Source organism: Paraflavitalea pollutisoli (assembly GCF_029360705.1).
Classification (GTDB): Bacteria; Bacteroidota; Bacteroidia; order Chitinophagales; family Chitinophagaceae; genus Paraflavitalea; species Paraflavitalea pollutisoli.
The window spans coordinates 2,916,524-2,936,334 of record NZ_JARKMX010000008.1 but is presented as its reverse complement, the minus strand read 5'-3'; the positions used below and the strand labels follow the sequence as shown (position 1 = coordinate 2,936,334).

Sequence of the window (19,811 nt, the reverse complement as noted above, 5' to 3'; positions counted from 1 at the left end):
ACCGGCTCCCTCATTTTTTTTGAGTATTATTTGCTGGCCGGTGCGCTGAAATGGTAGCTGCCGGAGCCTAGCCGTACAACTACAAATCCCTTCTCCGTACCGGTTACCTGCAGGTCTTTGTTGGCCGAAAGATTATTGCCGTTTTCGGTGATTCCGTTGGCATCTGCCGCTGGAATGTATACCGTGGCTGTTGTGTTGGCCGGTATTTCCACATCGAGCGACAGCTTTCCGTTCTCCAGTTTCCAGCCGGAAGCCAGTTTGCCGTAGCGGGTGTTGTAGCTGGCGGATGCGTGCTGGAATTTATTACTGACATGCGGTTTGATGGTGATCTTCTTATAACCGGGAGCATCTTCTTCCGTATCGAGGCCCACCATTACCCGGTACATCCAATCGCCGATAGCACCATACGCATAGTGGTTGAAGGAGTTCATCGATGCTGTCTGGAAGCTGCTGTCCGGCTTCATGCCGTCCCAGCGTTCCCAGATGGTGGTAGCGCCCATTTTAACGGGGTATAACCATGATGGGTAGGTTTCCTGCAGCAGCAGTCCGTAGGCAGCCTCATCGTGCCCAAATCGGCTAAGTACATGACAAAGATAAGGCGTGCCCAGGAAGCCGGTAGACAGGTGGTTGCCATATTGCTTAATATTTTGAACCAACCTGTCAGCTGCCTGTTGCCGCATGGGTTCGGGGAGCATGTCAAATTGCAGGGCTAGTACATAAGAGGTCTGCGTATTGCTTGTGGTGCCACCATTGGGGGTGACGTATTCTTTGAAGAAGGCCTCTTTGATGTTGGCGAGTAAGGTCGTGTATTTCTTCACATCGTCCGTATTGCCCAGTAGGGTAGCGGCTTTGATCAACAGTTGGGTAGAGTGGGCATAAAAGCATTGTGCGATGTAAAACTTGCTGGTTATAGCTGAATGCCCGTCGCGATCGTCGTTGACGCTGTAAAACAACCAGTCACCGTAGTGGCGGCCTTTGTTCCATAGGTAATTGGTGCTTTGGCTGCCAATGTATTCAACCCAAGCCTTCATGGAGGGGTATTGTTGTGCAAGTATTTGTTTGTCGCCATAGGCGAGGTACATGCCCCAGGGAATAATGGTGGATACATCTGCCCAGCCCGAGCTGCCGGCATTGTTGCCGAGTACATTTGGGATCACGTGTGGTACACAACCGTTGGGCAATTGATCGGCGGCCACGTCTTTCATCCATTTGTCGAAGAAATTATTGACGTTGTAGAGGAAGGATGCAGTACGGAAGAACACTTGTGCGTCGCCGGTCCAGCCGAGTCGTTCATCACGCTGGGGGCAATCGGTGGGCACGTCGAGGAAATTACCGCGCAGTCCCCATTCGATGTTTTGCTGGAGTTTATTGACCAACGCATTGGAGCTTGTGAATTGGCCGGTGGGGCGCATATCGGAGTACAATGCTACAGCTTCTACGTTCTCCGGCTCTATGTCTCCTGGATATCCTTCAATTTTCACATACCGGAAACCGTGCCAGGTGAAATGTGGCTCGAAGGTTTCCATTGCACCACCTTTGAGGATGTAATTGTTTTGAGATTTGGCTTCCCGCAAGTTGGTGATATAGAAGTTACCTGCCTTGTCCAATGTTTCTGCATGGGATATCCTGATCTTGTGACCAGCAGGTCCGTTGACTTTGAGCACCACCCAGCCTACGAGGTTTTGTCCATAGTCGATGACCTGTTCGCCCAACGGCGTCTTGAAGATGCGAATGGGTTTAAAGGTTTCCTGTTTTTTGACGGGCTCATTGTAGGTAGCGATCAGTACGTCTTTGGAGAAATTGGCGGTGGCAGCGTTGGTCCAGCTTTTATCATCGAAGGCGGCGGTAGTCCAACCGATTTGTTCTGCACGGGCATCGATGGTTTCACCATGGTAGATTTCCGAATACCGTATAGCGCCGGTGGATGTTTTCCAGGAATTATCGGTGACGATGGTCTGGGTAGTACCATCTGTGTAAACGATCTCTAGCTGTGCCAGGAGTGCAATGTCCTTTCCAAAAATGCCGTTGTGATTGGTCCAGGCGAGGTTGCCGCGGTACCAGCCACTGCCGAGGGTGACCCCGATGGCGTTGGCGCCCGGTTTCAGCAGTTGGGTAATATCGTAAGTTTGGTATTGGAGTCGTTTGTTGTAGCTGGTCCAGCCGGGCGTGAGGTAAGCATCGCCTACACGTTGCCCATTGATCTCTGCTTCGTATAAGCCATGGGCCGTGATATAGGCGGTGGCGGTCCGGATCTTTTTAGTCGCCTGGAATGTTTTGCGAAAAAGGGGTGAAGCCCTTAGTGAGTCTTCTTTGAAACCCGGGGTGATCCAGCTGGCTTTCCAGTCGGAAGGAGTTAGCAAGGCCGATTGCCAGTAGGCGGGCGCTGTCCAGGGGGAGGCATTGCCCTGGTTGTCCCACACCCTTACCTGCCAGTAGTATCGGGTGCCGGAAGTGAGGGCCGCTCCTGCATAAGGTATGTCGAGCGATTGCGCCGTATTGACCTTCCCGGTGGTCCACTGGGTTTTGCCATTGGGTGCATTGGTCACTTTCAATTCGTAGGCGGTTTGTAAGACATTCCGTTTGGGGGAACTGAGCTGCCAGCTGAAGCGGGGGCGGGCGACATCGAGGCCAATGGGGTTTACGAGGTTCTCGGTAACAGGATGCTGTACCTGCAATTGCGCGAAAGCCATGACGGGCAGGGCCGTCAACAGGACAAGTGTTCTCTTCATATAGCGGGCGTTAATAGTTTATCAAGCACCCGAATATACATGGGTATGGGCTAATTCCATCCTGTGGTATCCTGTGTGGCGGAAATAGCAAAGCCACCGGGGTGCCGGTGGCTTTGCAGGGTTATGGTGTGCGGACCTTAGTTGGTAGCCGCTGCGATCGTCGATTCGTCGGGAGAGGTGCCTGTCAACTTGAACTGGTAAGCCCATTGTTCTTCGGGAGTGGGCTTGGGGGCTTCACCGCCATTGTTGCGGTTGCCACCGGGGCGGCCCATCGACACGGCCCAATGTTCCGTAGGAGCGCCCATCACCACCAGCCAGAGGTATTCCGTGTTTTTGGGTACTTTAAAGCTGGTGTTGCCATCGGCGGTCTTTTGCATCTTGCCGTATTCGCGGGTGCCATCTTTCTTGTAGGCTACAAAGCCGTAGCGCCAGCCTGCTTTGTCTATTTTAGTTTGGCTGTATCCTTCTGCACCCGCAATGCCTTTGAAATCCAGCTTTACTTTAGTTCCTGCTGCCGGCACTTTCAGTTTGATACCGTTGTAGCCATAATTCTGCGGACAGCGGGCGGGTGCAATCTTGTACCAGCCATCTGCTGCTGTATTGAGTGCCGTGGTGTGCTGGTTGGCATACCGGTTGGCCACTTTTTCTATGCGAGGCATGTCCCAGGTGATGAAATGACTGACGGCGTCATACATTTCGTCGTTGAACTGCTCCTGGTTTTGGTTCGTGATCCTTTTGTAAGTTGCTACGGGATCTTCTCCTTGCTGGGTAGCGCGGCACAGGTTGCCAAAGAATTCGATGCCTCTCTTGTTGGACCAATATTCAAACACATAGGGGGAGTGGTACATATTGGTGGGGTGCAGGAAGGCGAAGTGTGTTTTCTTCATGAAGTCGTTGAGGTGGTAATTCTCGAAGGTCATCCACTCGGGATATACCTGCCACAGCATGTACTGGGCCGACATTTCCATGATGGCGCCACGGGGGCCGCCGCCATTGTCGGTAGAAGCCAGGAACTGGAACGAGTGACCGAGTTCATGAGCTAGGGCTCCATAAGGAGCTTTATTCATGCGCTTGGCGGGCGTCCAAAGACCTCCTACTTTGTTTTCAATACCACCACCAAAGGCTGTGCCTTCGTTGCCGCCAATCACATAGAGCAGTACCTTGTATTTGTCAGAAATGGATTTGCCTTTTTGTACCAGCTTCAGGTCGTTGACGTAAAAGCTGTAAAAACGTTCGAGTTCTTTGATCGCATAATTGGGGTCGAAGCGCTTGGTAGAATCGGCATTGGACGTGGGATTGTCGCCAAATTCTTTGGCCCAGAAGATAGCGATGTTGTCGGATTGGATCATCCGCTTGTAGCTGTATTCGCTTTCGTTGTTGTTGTAGTCGTTGTTTTCGGGTATTCGATAGATCTTGGCAGGTACATACAGTTCTTTACCTGTGCTGTCATTGGCCGGAGCAGGTGGTGTGGGTACATAGCTGTTGCCAGACCAGGCAGCCAATGTCAGCGACAAGCCGGCTGTGGCGGCGAGGAGAATGTTAGTGCGTGTCATGGAAGGGTTGTTTGTTTTAACCGGTTCAAATTAGGAAGTTTCGCAGGAGCTTGCAGTACCGCCGGTCTGTTTTGGTAATATCGACAAAGCAATGGTCAAGAATGGGCAAAATGATCAATATATGATATCTTGGGGCCATGATACGCCCAACCTTACTAACGATCTGCTGCCTGTGTATCGCTACAGCTGCTGTTTTTGCTCAATCACCGCTTAAGTTATGGTATGATAAACCTGCCCGCGTATGGACGGAGGCATTGCCGGTGGGTAATGGCCGACTGGGCGCCATGGTTTTTGGCGGTGGACAGGAAGACCTGCTGCAATTGAATGAAGCCACCTTGTGGAATGGAGGGCCGGTACGTACCAATGTGAATCCCGGGGCCTATGGTTACCTGCAGCAGGTGCGGGAGGCGCTGTTCAAGGAAGAAAACTACCAGAAGGCCTGGGAACTGTCGAAGCAAATGCAGGGCTATTATTCTGAATCGTACCTGCCGATGGGTGATCTGCGTATCCGGCAATCTTTTCGCGATACCACCATCACCGGTTACTACCGCGACCTGAATATCAATAATGCTATGGCCACTACGCGCTTTACCGCAGATGGCATATCCTATACGCGTGAATACATCAGTTCGGCCCCGGACCAGGTGATCGTGGTCCGGTTAACTGCCAGCAAAGCCAATAGCATCAATGTAGTGCTGTCTGCCAATTCTCCCGTCAAACACCAGCTTGGGGTGGTTGGCAATGCCGAGTTGGTTGTGAAAGGTAAAGCGGCTTCCCATATCGATCCCAATTATGTACGGTCGGACAATCCGATCACGCAGGATGATCCAACTGGTTGCCGGGGTATGCGGTTCGACTATCGTATCAAAGCCGTTACTAAAGGCGGTACGGTACGGGCAGACACCAATGGCATCGTGGTGTCGAATGCCTCTGAAGTGTTGGTGTATGTATCGGCTGCTACCAGTTTCAACGGTTTCAACAAATGCCCTGATTCGGAGGGTAAAGATGAGAGGGCCCTTTCAACCGGTTATTTACAAAAAGCCGTGCAGAAGAACTGGAGCAGTTTATTGAACCGGCATCAAACCGACTACCATCACTACTTCGATCGTGTAAAACTGGATATTGCTCCGGTGGATAAGAACAATGCTGCCTTGCCGACCATCGATCGGCTGATCGGCTATGCCCAGGGCCGGCAGGATCCGGGCCTGGATGTTTTGTATTTTCACTATGCCCGTTACCTGCTGATCAGCAGTTCCCGTACACCAGGTGTGCCTGCCAACCTGCAGGGGATCTGGAACAAGGAAATGCGACCACCATGGAGCTCAAACTATACAACGAACATCAACACACAAATGAATTATTGGCCTGCCGAGGTGTTGAACCTGTCGGAGCTGCACCAGCCCCTGATCCAGTTTATCGGGAACGTTGCCGTGACCGGTGCAGTCACCGCCAAGGAGTTTTACCATGCGGGTGGTTGGACCTTGCACCACAACAGTGATATATGGGGACTCACGAATCCCGTGGGTGACCTGGGTAAGGGGGATCCGATGTGGGCCAACTGGACCATGGGGGCGCCCTGGATGTCGCAGCACCTGTGGTGGCATTACGAGTTTACCAGAAACAAAACTTATTTAAAAGATACGGCTTATCCCCTGATGAAGGGCGCAGCGCAGTTTTGCCTGGATTTCCTCGTGGAAGACAAAGACGGCTACCTGGTGACGGCTCCATCGCTGTCGCCGGAGAACCGCTTTTTCGATGATAAGGGCAAGCCCGGCAGTGTGTCGGTTGCTACCACGATGGATATGTCGATCATCTGGGACCTGTTTACCAACCTGATCGAAGCTTCGCAGGCATTGGGTATCGATGCTGACTACCGCGCCATGATCATGGCAAAACGAGATAAATTGTATCCTTTGCACATTGGCAAAAAGGGAAACCTGCAGGAGTGGTTCAAAGATTGGGAAGATCCGGAGCCACACCACCGGCATGTATCGCATTTGTTTGGTCTGCATCCCGGTCGGCAGATTGCGCCCTTGAAAAATCCCGATTTCGCGAAGGCAGCCCGTACGACTCTCGAATTGCGGGGCGACGAAGGCACCGGCTGGAGTCTGGCCTGGAAGATCAATTTCTGGGCGCGGCTGTTGGATGGGGACCGTGCGGGTAAACTGATCAAAGACCTGTTGCGGCTTACCGGGCAGGAGGGTACGGATTATGCCAAGGGTGGTGGTGCCTATGCGAACCTGTTCGATGCACATCCACCGTTTCAGATCGATGGTAATTTCGGCGGCGCTGCCGGTATGGCGGAACTGTTGTTGCAAAGCCACCTGGGCGAATTGCACCTGCTACCTGCGTTACCCAGCCGATGGGCAACCGGCACAGTCAGTGGCCTGAAGGCGCGGGGAAATTTTGAGGTGAGTATTTCCTGGCAGGAGGGAGCGCTGCAAAAAGCGACGATCTATTCTGTCGCCGGCAGTGATTGTATCGTACGGACATCGGCTGCTGCAACGGTAAAAGGTGCGAAGGCTGCCTATTCCCGTGATGGGAACTATTATATCGCAAAATTCTCTACTGTAAAGGGATGTAAATATGACATTGTTGCCACTCAACGGTAACGATCAGCCAAAAATGACAGGGAAGGTTGTCTAACGCTGATGGGCATTTTTCGGCTGTTGAAATTTATGTTAATACAGGAGCCTGTATTGGGAGTGCCATAAAAAGGGTTTACTTTACGGGTCCTGTTTATGAAAAAAGCAACCCTCTACCTAGTCCTGTGCTGCCTGTTCATGGCCTGCACCAAAGATGAAATTGTTGAAATTGTGCCTTCTCCCCGTGATGGCCTGAATTTTCGTATTGAAAGAGTCATTAATGATTCAACCATTGAGTTGAGATGGAACCCGTTTCCCGGCAAAGACTTCCGAAAATATATGCTGGTTCGACAAGCCACCTACCTGAACAAAGGGAAGATGGAAACTATCAGTACACCGGTTGATTCCAGTAAAGACGTTACGCATACCAGTTTCACGGAAACAAAAATGCCATTTGCCCGGGATATCTACTACTCTCTCTACGTATACCAGGATTCTATGCCGCGTAACCCCGTTTGGGGCAGCGTGTATTATCAACGTCTCAATACGTTTCTCCAGGCCACGCCCACCGATGTACTGATCGACCTGCAGCGAAAGTGGGTATATATTACAGAATCACAAAAGGTTCATATCGTCGATTATGCGAATAGCAAGGTCCTGTTGTCGAAATCGTTTCCTTCGGCCATTGGTTATTGCAGTTTGGGTGAGTTGAATGGTGCGAAGGAGTTCTATGTACCTACTGCTGACGGCTGGCTGCAGATACATGATGCGGCTACCCTGGAGCTGAAGGACAGGATCTATGTGGCCGGTTACGGGATCGGCTCTGTGGCGGCGAAGAAAGGGAAGCTGTTTGTGGGGTCGTCTGAGAAGAGCGCCGGTGGGTATTCCAACTGTATCAAGGTATATGACCGTGTCACGAAGGAGCTGGTGGGACGTACCGGTTACTGGGATCGTACGCGCGTTGTGCCATTGGAATCGAACGGCAATACGATCGAGATGATCGATGTAACGCTCAACATCATTCCGGTGAGCCTTGGTTATTACTCTTTCAATGCCGATGGTGTTCCCCTGGAAAAACGGGAAGATGATTTTCATGGCGATTTCAGGGTAGACCCTTCCATTGTACGGTCTTTCCCTGACGGAAGTCGGCTTATCACCTCTTCCTATGGCACGGTGCTCAATAAGTCGTTGGGATTCGACCGCTACCTGAAGGAATATGGCAGTTACTCCGATTTTGCTTTCAATGAGACCGGTTCTATTATCTATGCAGCCAGTGCGACGGCTAAGAAGATCGACGTCATTACTTACCCGGGCACTACCAATACCGGTAATTATCCGACCAGTAATTATCCCTATAAAATTTTCCGCGATGGCCAGTCGCTGGTTGCAGTCGGCAAGCTGACACTGAATTCCCAGAATACCTATTTGTTTATTGAAAAAATAGACCTCTAGTCCCTATGAAGCAAGCACCTTCCCTGACGAAGTTACTGTGTGGTATCCTGCTCATATTGGGCATGGCTGGCTGTACCAAAGAACATACGGTGTATATCGATGCACCCTATGCCTGCTTTACCGTGCAGACCTACGATCCTTATGGATCTTTCCTGATCAACAATCAATCGACCTTTGTCGACTCTTCCTTTTATTTCCGGAATTGCTCAGACAGTAGCGCTGATATTTCCTATAAATGGGATTTTGGAGACGGGACAACTTCCGAACTCAAACACCCGAAGCACCGCTATACTAAGCGTGGACAATATAAAGTGTCGCTGTTTGTTTCGAATGCCGGCAAGGCTTTCGATACGGTGTCTGTAACACTGTTTGCCCGGATGGGGCAGCAGCTCATTAACCAGGGTGAAAAGGTCAATTTGTCTCCGGTAGCCGTGGTGGAGAATCCGGATCTCGGCTTTACAGTATTGGCTTCAAAAGATTATAATACAGGCCAGTTCCTGTATCACCTGGATAGCCTGATGAAGCAGGTATCGATGAAAACATTGCCTTCCGGCTACCGCCTCAATGCCATGACCCGCTCGGCCGATGGTAACTACGTGTTTACCGGGAACACCAACGGCAGCGATCAACAAAACCAGTTGATCAAGTTAAGTCCGGATGGCACATTGCTTTGGTCAAAGCAAACAGGTGCCGCTGAAAACTATTTATCCGCCATTTCCACACTAGCCGATGGAGGCTATGGTATTGTAGGAACCAGGCCAGTGCCGGCCGGTAACGGCAATTTTAATTACCATACGCTGCTGCGGAAAACTGACGGAGATGGCAATGTGCAATGGGAGAAATTGTTGGACCGGGAAGGGATGCTGTTTTCAGGAAACGCCGTTTTTGAACAAGATGGAGCGGTGGTGGCCGGTGTGAAGCGGGCTGTGAACGGTTGCCTCGATTGTGATTCCCTGTTGATCGTGAAGGTGAACAACAGCGGTCAGGTGGTATGGCAAAATACTGTATTCTGGGGACTGAACTGGAACAACTGGTTGGATACCAAGATTACCAAAATCGCCAATGGAAACTATGCAGTGGCCAATGGCTCTTTCAGGGGCCTCTATTATTTCTCACCAGGCGGCGTCTTCCTGGATCGCCGGCTGGCGGTCAACCGTGTACATGCCATGGCAGGACTGGGGGATAGCAAGATCGTGGTCATGGAAGAGGAGCCAGGCAATGGTTTCCGCATGATCGTCAATCAATATGACCTGCAGGGTGTGCAGGGCTGGACGGTAAGGCCGGACGGCCGTTTAAAGATAGGAAATGGCTATAGCTGTTGTTCAAGTAGCTGGCCCCGTTCTTTACTACCGTTGAGAAAGGGAGGATACCTGGCAACGGCGGAAATGATACGTAACAATTATTCTACCGGAAGTTACTATTCGGAAATGCTTTTGCTGCAGGTAGATGAATCTGGCAATATCAAATAAGTCCCGGCTGTTATGAAAAAGAATACGAACGCTGTTATCCTGGTTGGTTTGCTGCTGTCTTTTGTACTTGTACGGTGCGGCAAAGACAAAGAAGATCCGGTTGTTCCGGATCCTCCTGCGCCTGGTATGGTGACAGGAAAGGTTTTAAACGAGTACGGTCAGTTGTTGCCAGGTTCGGTGGTTACGCTGCAAGGCAACACAGTAAATACGCAGCAGCCTGCGGTGGATGGAGAATACCTGTTCAAATCGCTAGCCGAGGGTTCTTACAACCTGGTCGTTAAAAAAGAAGGGTATATTGAAACCACACAAGCTATACCAGTTACCAGCGGAGATACGTTGGTGAAGGACATCGTGCTGAAAGCGGGGACGGCCTTTTTTAATTATTTATCGGATACCGTGCTGATGGCACATGGGTTTGCTGCCAGTTATACCTTGAAAGTGTCGAGTAATACAGGATGGGTAGTGACGTCTGCCAACGATTGGATCGTGCCGCTCAAGACCGGGTACCAGGGATCTGATTCTGCCATCGTGAAGATCGCGGCTTCTACCTTGGATACGGTGCGGCAAGGTTTGATTACTTTGCGGGCAGGCAGCGTGGTAAAGCAGATCGTCGTGAAGCAAGTTCCGGAGATCCGGTTATTGGGCACGCGTCCCTTACCCGGCAATCTGGCCCGGTCGATCCGGGATTCGATCGAGCTTCAGTTCAATACACCTGTTAAGATCACACGTATGTTTGCCGGGTTGACTACCTGTCAGTCCGATATGGGAATCACCTATTCGGGCAATAAGGCGGTTTTCAGCTATGCCTGTGCTGCCCTGGGTGGCGATTATTCATTTACGATCGTGACCACCAATAGTATGGGTGATCAGTATACTTTCACTACCACGACAGGTTTTTACAATAATGTTCAAAAGATTCAGGGGCATATTGTGGCTCATCAGGTCAATGATGCGGATCATTCCTATTGGATAGCCACCAGCCACCCGAATGCGCTGTATAAGATCGATATGTACAGTTTCGACATATTGAAGCGAATAGATCTGCCCAACGAAGAGAACCGCGAAACGATCCTGTTCACGATCAACCCTTACAACAACAAGCTGTATGTTGCTTTCAGTTACACCTCTAAGTTGTACATATTGAACCAGGCGGGTGCAACAGAGCAAGTGATGGATATGGTGGCTGACCCGGCCAGACCTAGCTACCTGTACAACGGGCCGTATATTTATCCGTCCAAGCTGGTGTTTACCAAAAGTGGAAAAGGCATGTTATGGCTCGGCGACATATCCTCCTATAATAGCGCGCTCCATTGGTTTATCGATGCGGCCGACAATCACCGGATCTGGTATGAATCGTTGCCTGGTGAAGCGTCTTACTCCTATAACCGGGGGCAACTCAATTTCGATCAATCGAAGATCTTACTGACCCAGGAATCCGAAAGCGCGATCAGTACTTACGACCCGTCATTGAGGTTGTTTACGGTATATAAACCATCGAATGGGCAATACAACCGGTCTATTACCCCAAGTCGTACCAATACCGATGTATTTGCCTGTCAAAATTATCAACAGCTGATCGTAAATCCTGTAACCGGCCAACAGTCCCGCATCATGAGTTTTGCGGAGATCAATACGGTGAATGCGATGGATTTTTACTATTTGCCCGGCAAGCAGCAAACGATCTTTTACGCGAATACCAATAAGCTGGATATGGTCGATTTTGCCACCGGCACCATCCCGGTGAGCTATGATGCTATGTATTACATTACAGGTACCACGGCAACATTGGATGGTCGCTTTATCATTCTATACCGCAATGACGGCAATTACAATGGCAGATTGATACAGTTGCCGATGGGCTGGTTTGTACCATAAGTTTTCCCGGACAATAATACGCTGGCATTTGACGTTGCCGGCTGTTGCTGGGTTGCATTTTGTGAATTCCGCCAAAACAGTATTTTTGGCAACTATGAAGATTGCCAAGTCCAAGCACAAGAATATATTCTGTATCGAAGGAAACTGGACCAATGACCTGCGCGACCGCCGGAGTATCAAGACGGCCCTTGAGTTCCTGGAACACAATTCTTATAGCAAAAAGCCTGTACTGCATACCCATCGTCAATGTTCTTCCAAACAGGAGTTTGAAAACCTCATCAGGGAGTCGACCTTGAAACGGTACCAGCATTACTCTATTCTTTACCTGGCCTTCCATGGCAATGCAGGCAGGCTGCATGTGGGTAAGCGGGTCACCATGCGGCTGGAAGAAATTGCCGAGATGCTGGAAGGAAAGGCCGCCAACAAGATCATCCACTTCGGTAGTTGCGAAACGATGTATGTGATGCGCCGGGAGCTCAATACCTTCATGCGGCGTACCGGTGCGCTGGCCATTTCGGGTTATGAAAACACCATCGATTTTATGCCGAGCACTTTTCTCGATCTGCTCTATTTTCAATTCTGCCAGCAATACCAGAAAATGTACCTCGTAGAGCGTGATGTGAAATTGTATTATGGTAAGATGGCGCGGGAGCTGGGTTTTAAAATGATCTACGAGAAATAAATACCCTGGCGTCTAGGCTCCGCCACTGGCATATTCGCTAGGGGTGACGCCATATATTTTCTTGAATTCCCGGCTGAAGTATTTCCGGTCATTATACCCGACAGCCTGCGACACCTCAAATACATTGTGATCTTTGCCCCGTAGCAGTTCTGCTGCTTTTTTTAGCCGGATCGATTTGATAAAGTCGTTGACCGACATATTGCTCACCGCCTTTATCTTCTTGTAAAGGATTGGGGCACTCATGGCCACTTTCCGCGAAAGCATATCAACGCCAAAGTGCTGGTTGTCGAGGTTGTCTTCTACAATACTGATCACCTGCTTCAAAAATTCCTGCTCAACAGTATTGACGATGGGTTCCTGTACTGCCGGGTCCATGGGCGGTGGGGCAGGGTCGAACCGATATTGAAAGAGACGCTGCCAGCTATCGCGGGCTTGTAGCAGGTTGCGTACATTGAGCTCCAATACTTTTGTGCTGAAGGGTTTGGTGATGTACAGGTTGGCCCCTGTTTCCAGTCCGCTGACCTGGTCCGTTTGTGTGCTGCGCGCCGTGAGCAGGATAACGGGTATATGACTGGTGCGCGGATCGGTTTTTAACCGGCGACACAGTTCAAAACCATCCATCTGCGGCATCATCACGTCACTGATGATGATGTCTGGAATTTCTGCAATGGCAGTCTCCCATCCGGCAAGACCATCAGTTGCTTCAAGTATCGTGAATTGTGCTGCAAACTTTTCGCGGATGATATGCCTTAGTTCGATATTGTCTTCCACGATCAACAGGGTGGCAGGTTGCAGCGTGGCTGGGCGGGAAAGCTGTGCATGGGGATCGTTGCTGGCTGTTGGTACCAGGGGGGCAGGTGACCCCGCGTCGTTGGCAACCACCTGGCTGCCGTAGTGTTGGTAGCCTTTCAGCAGCCTTACAATGAACGTGGTACTGCCAGGTTGATCACCCGTGGCCGGTATACTCTCTGCCGTAATGCTTCCTTTGTGCATGGAAACGATATTCTTAGCCAGTGCCAGTCCGATGCCATAGCCGGTATTTTGCAGGCCGTGGTCATCTACCTGGAAGAAATTGGTAAATACCTTGTCGAGGTGTTCTGCGGAGATGCCCCGGCCGTTATCGATCACCTGCACGATGGCTTCTGTAGGTGTTTCTATTACCTGCAGGATGATGTTGCCATTGGCGGGCGTAAACCGGACTGCGTTGGTGAGCAGGTTGAAGAATACTTTTTCCAGTTGCTCTTTATCGAACCATAAGGGCAGTTGCTGCCCGTCGAAAATGAAGGAGGTGCTGATGTTCTTCTGGATCGATATATCGCGAAAGCTATTGTAAATGTCTTCCAGGAAGCTGATGTAATCGTTTTGTGCAACCTGTAGTTTTAAATGTCCTGTTTCTGCCTTACGGAAATCCATGAGTTCACTGACGAGCTTCAGCAGCCTGTTGGCATTTTTGCGAATGGAATCCAGTTGCTGCCGTGCAAAACTCCCCGTCTCTTCCGAGTCCTGCATTTTCTCCACCGGGGCCATGATAAGCGTCAGGTGGGTTCTGATCTCATGCGATACGTTGGTGAAGAAGTTCAGTTTCACCTGGTGCAGTTCGTCTTCTTTTTTGAATAACTCGCGGAGGAAGATGTACCGACTGAACAGGAAGATGATCCCTGCCGCCAGCAATGTGTACAGGATCCAGGCCCACCAGGTGTTCCAGAAAGGTGGCAATACTTCGATGCTGAGTGTCAGCGGCTCACTCCACACGCCATCGTTGTTGGCGCCCTTGACCAGGAAGTCGTAATCGCCGGAGGGGAGGTTGACATAACTGGCCAGCGGGGTGGTGGTATACACCCAGTCTTTGTCATATCCTTTCAGTTTATACGCATAGTTGTTCTTGTTGCTTTTGATATAATTGATCAGGGCAAACTCGAGGTTGATCACGTTCTGGTTGTGCCGGAGCGTGAGCTGGCGAAGAGAGGTAATGCTTTCTTTCAGCAACCCGGTGGAGTCCAGTGGTTGTACCGGATTGTTGAAGAGTTTCAGTCCTGTCAGCACGATATTGCCTGCGGTGGGATTGACGACGATCTTATCCGGCGAAAACCAGGTGATGCCGTTGAAGCCACCGAAGTAGAAATCTCCTTTGCTGTCTTTGAAGTAGGAATTGAAGTTGAAGGCATTGCCGGCCAACCCGTCACTGACAGTAAATAGTTGTAGTTGGTTTTGCCGGGGATGGTATTTCAACAGTCCATTGTCACTGCTGAGCCAAAGGTTTTGCTGGTTGTCTTCCAGTATGCCAAATATGTTGCGGCTGCCTATCTTTTCGGGTTGGTTGTGGTATTCGAGTTGCCGGCTCTTTTCCTCATACCGGGCCAGCCCGTTTTGCTGCAACCCCAGCCACACCTGGCCGGCTTTATCCTGTAGGATGCAGTTGGTGATATTGTCGGTGACCTTCCTGACGGAGTCGTTCACGATGAGGTACAACCCTGAGTAGGTGCTGACCCACATCCGGTTCTTATCGTCTTCCAGGAAGTATTTGGCTGTTTGCTTAAACAAGGGATGTTGTGACAGGGGCGTTTGCGCCTGGACCAATCCCTGCGGTGTTTTGTCGTACAGCTTTAACCCCATAGTAGAGCCTACCCACAGATGACCCCGGCTGTCTTCATAGAGGCCGACGATCTCCGCGTTCAGGTACAACGGATTGTTGGCTTCGTATAAATAGCGGGTAAAGGTTCGTTTGATGGGATCCAGCAGGTTGAGGCCACCACCATGGGTGCCGCACCAGATCTGTCCCTGCCAGTCGCGGTATACTACTTTTATGAGATTGGATCCGATGCTGTGCGGATCGTTGGGGTTGTGCCGGTAACTGGTAAAGTATCCACTGTTGCGATCATAGTAGTTGAGCCCGCCTCCCTCGGTACCGATCCAGAGGTTTTTCTTTTCGTCTTCTGTTATGCTGCTGATGACGTTGTTGTTGAGGTGTCCCGGTTTGTCTTTTTTGTGCAGGATATTGAAACGCGTGTTGACGGCGTAGGTATAATTGATGCCACCAAACCAGGTGCCGATCCAGATATTGTCCGATTTGTCCTGGAACAGGTGGTGCACACTGTTGTGGCTGAGGCTGGCTGGGTCCATGTCGTTTTGCTGGTAGGATTGCAGGTGCCGGCCGGTTTCGTCCAGTATACTCAGCCCTTCCTGTGTGCCGATCCACAGTTGACCTTGTTTGTCGATCAGTACTTTTCGAATGGTGTTGCTGATGATGGAAGGGGTATTGGTGTGCAGGAACCGGGTGAAGGACCCCGTATTGCCATCAAAGGCGTTCAGTCCATGGCTGTGGGTACCGACCCACAATTTGCCATAGCGGTCTTCTGCGAGGGTGGTGACGAAGTCGGCGCTGATGCTGGCAGGGTTGCCGGGCTCGTGTCTGTAGTGCATGATGCCGGCGACGATGCCGGGCTGGCTCATTTGCAGCAGTCCCGTGGTGGTCCCTACCCAGAGCCTGCCTTTTCTATCCTGCAAAAGGGCCCGCACATTCCATTGCTGATCGATCTGCTGTTGACCGGGTAACAGTACAGGCTGTAAGTGCTGTGGTTGAGCAGGATCAACATAAAAGAGGCCATGATCCGTGCCGGCCCAGATCCTGCCCTGCATGTCTTCATATAAGGCATAAAATGCAACTGACTTTTGGATGGGTAATTTGACCCTGAAAAAGCGATCGAGCCGCTCATCATAGCGATTCAAGCCATCAAAGCAGCCGATCCATAGTTGCTTCCGGCTGTCGTGGAGGATCGACAGCACACTGCTCGTCGATAGGGTGGTACTGTCTGCCGGGCGTGACTGAAATTGGCGGATGCGGTATCCATCGTAGCGGTTGAGTCCATTGGGCGTACCCATCCACATAAACCCATGACTGTCCTGGCTAATGGCGATCACGGCATTTTGTGACAATCCATTTTCTACCGTAATATGGCGGAAGGCGGTTTGCTGTGCATTCGCTGTTGACGCCTGGGGCAGCAGGGCAATGAGGAGTAATAGGTACGGCAATACCGGGCAGTAAATCTTCTTCATAATGGCAACCTCTTTCCTTTAAGTCCGGAGTAAGTGGTGTTATTATAAATTTACGGCTGATAACCAGTATAATGAGTCAGTTTTAGAATAATCCCCCCATTTTTTTAAGATCGTCACCCTCAATATGACGATGAGTGTGGTACATTCGACCGAGCGGTGATTGCAATTTTATCGTCTCATTAAAGACGCCATACTGAAAATGAAACTCCGACTGAATAAAGGGATCTTACTTGCTGTCTGTCTGGCCCTGGTGATCTACCTGATCACTCAATTGGGTATGGGTGGGAAACTGAATATACCGCCGGATGTTCAGGCGGCCATGAATGTACTGCCCGATGAGCTCGACTACAATGTCCATGTAAAGAAAATATTATCCGATAAGTGTTTTAGTTGTCATGGGCCAGATGCGGCCAAGCAGAAGGGCGATTTGCGACTGGATATTGCCAACTTTGCCTATGACAAGGAGGCGGAAAGCGGCAGAACGGCCATTAAGCCGGGCAGCTTGTCCCGCAGCGAGGTGGCACACCGCATCCTCAGTGAGGACAAGGATTACCAAATGCCCACCCCGGCCTCGCACCTGACGCTTACTGTCGACGAAAAAGCGGTGTTGCTCAAATGGATCGACCAGGGCGCCCGCTATGCACCGCACTGGGCTTTTGTAGCGCCCAAGCAGGCGGACTTGCCCAAGGTCAAATCGGAGGCATGGATCAGGAATGAGATCGATCGTTTTGTATTGAGCCGGTTGGAGCAGGAAGGCATTACCCCGTCGGCGGAAGCTGATAAGGAAACGCTCATACGTCGCGTGAGCTTTGACCTCACCGGCTTGCCGCCAACGATCGGGGAGATCGATGCGTATCTCAAAGATCAACGCCCGGATGCCTACGAACGCATGGTGGATCATTTTTTACAGTCACCCCGGTATGGTGAACGTATGGCCGCCTACTGGCTCGATGTAGCCCGGTTTGCCGACAGCCATGGTTATCTCGACGACAAACACCGCGATGCATCTCCCTGGCGCGATTGGGTGATCGAGGCGTATAATAATAACCTGCCTTATGATCAGTTCATCACCTGGCAACTGGCAGGCGACCTGTTGCCGAAAGCTACCCGCGAACAGATCCTGGCTACCGGGTTCAACCGCAACCACAAACAGAATTCCGAAGCAGGGATCATTCCGGAAGAGTTTCGCGTGGAGTATGTGGTTGATCGTACCAATACGCTGGGTAGCTCGATGATGGGGTTGACGGTGAGCTGCGCCAAATGTCATGATCATAAATATGACCCCATCAGTCAGAAGGACTATTTCTCGCTTTTTGCCTTCTTCAATAGCACATTTGAATTGGGTAGCTCCAATTATGGGGCTGACAACAATATTGTTCCAGGACCTACGCTGCTCCTGCTCGACAAAGAAAAAGACCAGCAACTGGCTTCTTTACAGTCCATGATCGGCCAACTGGAAGCCAGGCAGCCGGTGGTCAACGAATCGCCCGAGCGTTCCCTACAACATAAGGTGTTGGCATCTCTTGCCTTTGACAAAACCGAAAAGCTTACAACCTATACCGGCAAACAGCAGGAACTGACCAACGCCCTGCGTAATACGGTGCAGCCTTTGTATTCAGCCAAAGTGAGTGAGGAGAAATATGTAGCTGGTGTTGCCGGGCAGGCTATGCTGCTGGAAGAGAATACACTGGCGTACCTGCCGCCTTACAAGACCGGCTATTTTGAGCGGTATGATCCTTTCTCTTTTAGTATCTGGGTGAATGTACCCAAGCGGTATGAAGAGGTGGCCATTCTGCACCACAGTGATCCGCGCCGATACGGTTTTCAGGGATATGACCTGGTATTGAAAAATAATCACCTCAATGTTCGCCTGATGCACGCCTTCCCGCATGACGCCATCAGTGTCGTGACGAGCGAAACACTCGACAGCAATCGCTGGTACCACGTGGCGGTAAGTTATGATGGCAGCAGCCGGGCCAACGGCGTAAAAGTCTATGTGAATGGCAGGTCGGCGAGCCTGCAAACGGAGTATGATCACCTGAAAAAGAATATTGCTCCCTTCCCCAACGTGCACAAGGTGGTAGCTTTTCATGGGTTGGCGTTTGGCGCCCGTGAACTGGAGCGTACGATGAAAGGAGGAATGCTGGATCAGTTCTACCTGTTTGATGGAACCCTCAGTGCACAGGAAGCGGCGTACCTGTATCAACAAAAAGTGGTGCCTTTTGTGCCACGCGACCCGGTGGTGCGTAAACCTGTTGATAGCTTGCTGGTGTTACGCAAAAGAGCAGCGATGATCTACGATTCTACGCAGGAGGTGATGGTCATGGGCGATCTGCCCACACCCCGCACCTCCCATGTATTATTGCGCGGCGTATACGATAGTTATGGAGATGAAGTAGAACCCGGCACGCCGGCCGCGATCCTGCCATTTTCCAAAGACCTGCCGAAAAACAGGTTGGGACTGGCGCGTTGGTTGTTCCTGCCCCAGCACCCGTTGACTGCCCGTATTGCGGTGAACCGCATCTGGGAAATGTATTTCGGGCGGGGATTGGTCAAGACCTCCGACGATTTTGGCAACCAGGGAGAGATGCCTACCCATCCGGCTTTGCTGGATTACCTGGCCATCCGGTTGCGTGAACATGGCTGGGATGTAAAGGCCTTGCAAAAATATATTCTACTGAGCGCCACTTACCGGCAGCAGTCTGTCGTACGACCGGAACTGTTGCAACGTGATCCTGAGAATAAACTACTGGCGCGTAGCAGCCGCTTCAAGATGCCGGCCGAAATGATCCGTGACCAGGCATTGTCCATTGGCGGCTTGTTGTCGGGTAAGATCGGCGGACCCAGTGTGTATCCGTATCAACCACCAGGTTTATGGGAAGCGTTGAGTGATAAGAGCTGGAAATATGTGTACAAGGAATCGGAGGGTGAAGACCTTTTCCGCAGAAGCATTTATACAGTCGTGAAGCGATCGAGTCCGCCGCCCTTTCAATTGATCTTCGACGCGCCGGATCGTAATTTCTGTACGGTGAAGCGAACGGTATCTAGTTCACCCTTGCAGGCTTTGGCCCTGTTGAACGACCCTACTTTTATCGAGGCCGCTAAATATATAGCCGGGCGAATGATGCAGGAAGGCGGAGCCACGGTAAGCGACCAACTTTTATATGGTTTCCGGTTGGTGACCGGCCGGCGACCGGCTCCGCAGGAGCTGACCCTGTTATCGAATATGTATACGACGGAGCTGGCATTGTTTGACAAACAACCTGACAAGGCGGTGAAGCTATTGTCGGTGGGCCATGCGCAGGTGCCGTTACATACCGGTGGGCTGACACAAACGGCCGCGTTGGTAAATGTGGTGATGGCGCTGGTCAATACAGATGAATTCATCACCCGACATTAATTATCAATCTTTC

9 protein-coding genes are annotated in these 19,811 nt (G+C 50.9%); 6 read left to right on the top strand and 3 right to left on the bottom strand.

Features of this window, described 5'->3' with window-relative positions:
• Positions 1-26: 26 nt before the first annotated feature.
• Complete coding sequence (locus P2W70_RS25240; protein ID WP_276484325.1) at positions 27-2,729, bottom strand: alpha-L-rhamnosidase; 2,703 nt, start codon at positions 2,727-2,729, stop codon at positions 27-29.
• 137 nt (positions 2,730-2,866) lie between these two features.
• Positions 2,867-4,282, bottom strand: coding sequence for a DUF6055 domain-containing protein (locus P2W70_RS25235; RefSeq protein ID WP_276484324.1), 1,416 nt, complete (start codon positions 4,280-4,282; stop codon positions 2,867-2,869).
• Between the two features lie 137 nt (positions 4,283-4,419).
• Between P2W70_RS25235 and P2W70_RS25230 the strand changes: the two genes are divergently transcribed.
• The 5 genes from P2W70_RS25230 (at position 4,420) to P2W70_RS25210 (ending at position 12,345) form a co-directional block, all read left to right on the top strand.
• Positions 4,420-6,894: a glycoside hydrolase family 95 protein gene (locus P2W70_RS25230; protein WP_276484323.1), complete on the top strand. Its 2,475-nt coding sequence runs from the start codon at positions 4,420-4,422 to the stop codon at positions 6,892-6,894.
• A 129-nt stretch (positions 6,895-7,023) separates the two neighbouring features.
• A complete protein-coding gene (locus P2W70_RS25225; RefSeq protein WP_276484322.1) occupies positions 7,024-8,319 on the top strand; it encodes a hypothetical protein in 1,296 nt (431 codons plus the stop codon).
• A gap of 5 nt (positions 8,320-8,324) precedes the next feature.
• A complete protein-coding gene (locus P2W70_RS25220) occupies positions 8,325-9,788 on the top strand; it encodes a PKD domain-containing protein (RefSeq protein ID WP_276484321.1) in 1,464 nt (487 codons plus the stop codon).
• Positions 9,789-9,800: 12 nt separating this feature from the next.
• The gene (locus P2W70_RS25215) at positions 9,801-11,663 is read left to right on the top strand and encodes a carboxypeptidase regulatory-like domain-containing protein (RefSeq protein ID WP_276484320.1); all 1,863 of its coding nucleotides are present in this window, start codon (positions 9,801-9,803) and stop codon (positions 11,661-11,663) included.
• Positions 11,664-11,757: 94 nt separating this feature from the next.
• Entirely contained in the window at positions 11,758-12,345 is a 588-nt protein-coding gene (locus P2W70_RS25210) for a DUF6642 family protein (RefSeq protein WP_276484319.1), read from the top strand.
• A 12-nt stretch (positions 12,346-12,357) separates the two neighbouring features.
• Here P2W70_RS25210 and P2W70_RS25205 read toward each other — a convergent pair whose 3' ends face one another.
• Positions 12,358-16,398, bottom strand: a complete 4,041-nt coding sequence (locus P2W70_RS25205) for a hybrid sensor histidine kinase/response regulator transcription factor (protein WP_276484318.1) — start codon at positions 16,396-16,398, stop codon at positions 12,358-12,360.
• 199 nt (positions 16,399-16,597) lie between these two features.
• Here P2W70_RS25205 and P2W70_RS25200 point away from each other — a divergent pair, with 199 nt between their 5' ends.
• Positions 16,598-19,798, top strand: a complete 3,201-nt coding sequence (locus P2W70_RS25200) for a DUF1553 domain-containing protein (protein ID WP_276484317.1) — start codon at positions 16,598-16,600, stop codon at positions 19,796-19,798.
• Positions 19,799-19,811: the final 13 nt, after the last annotated feature.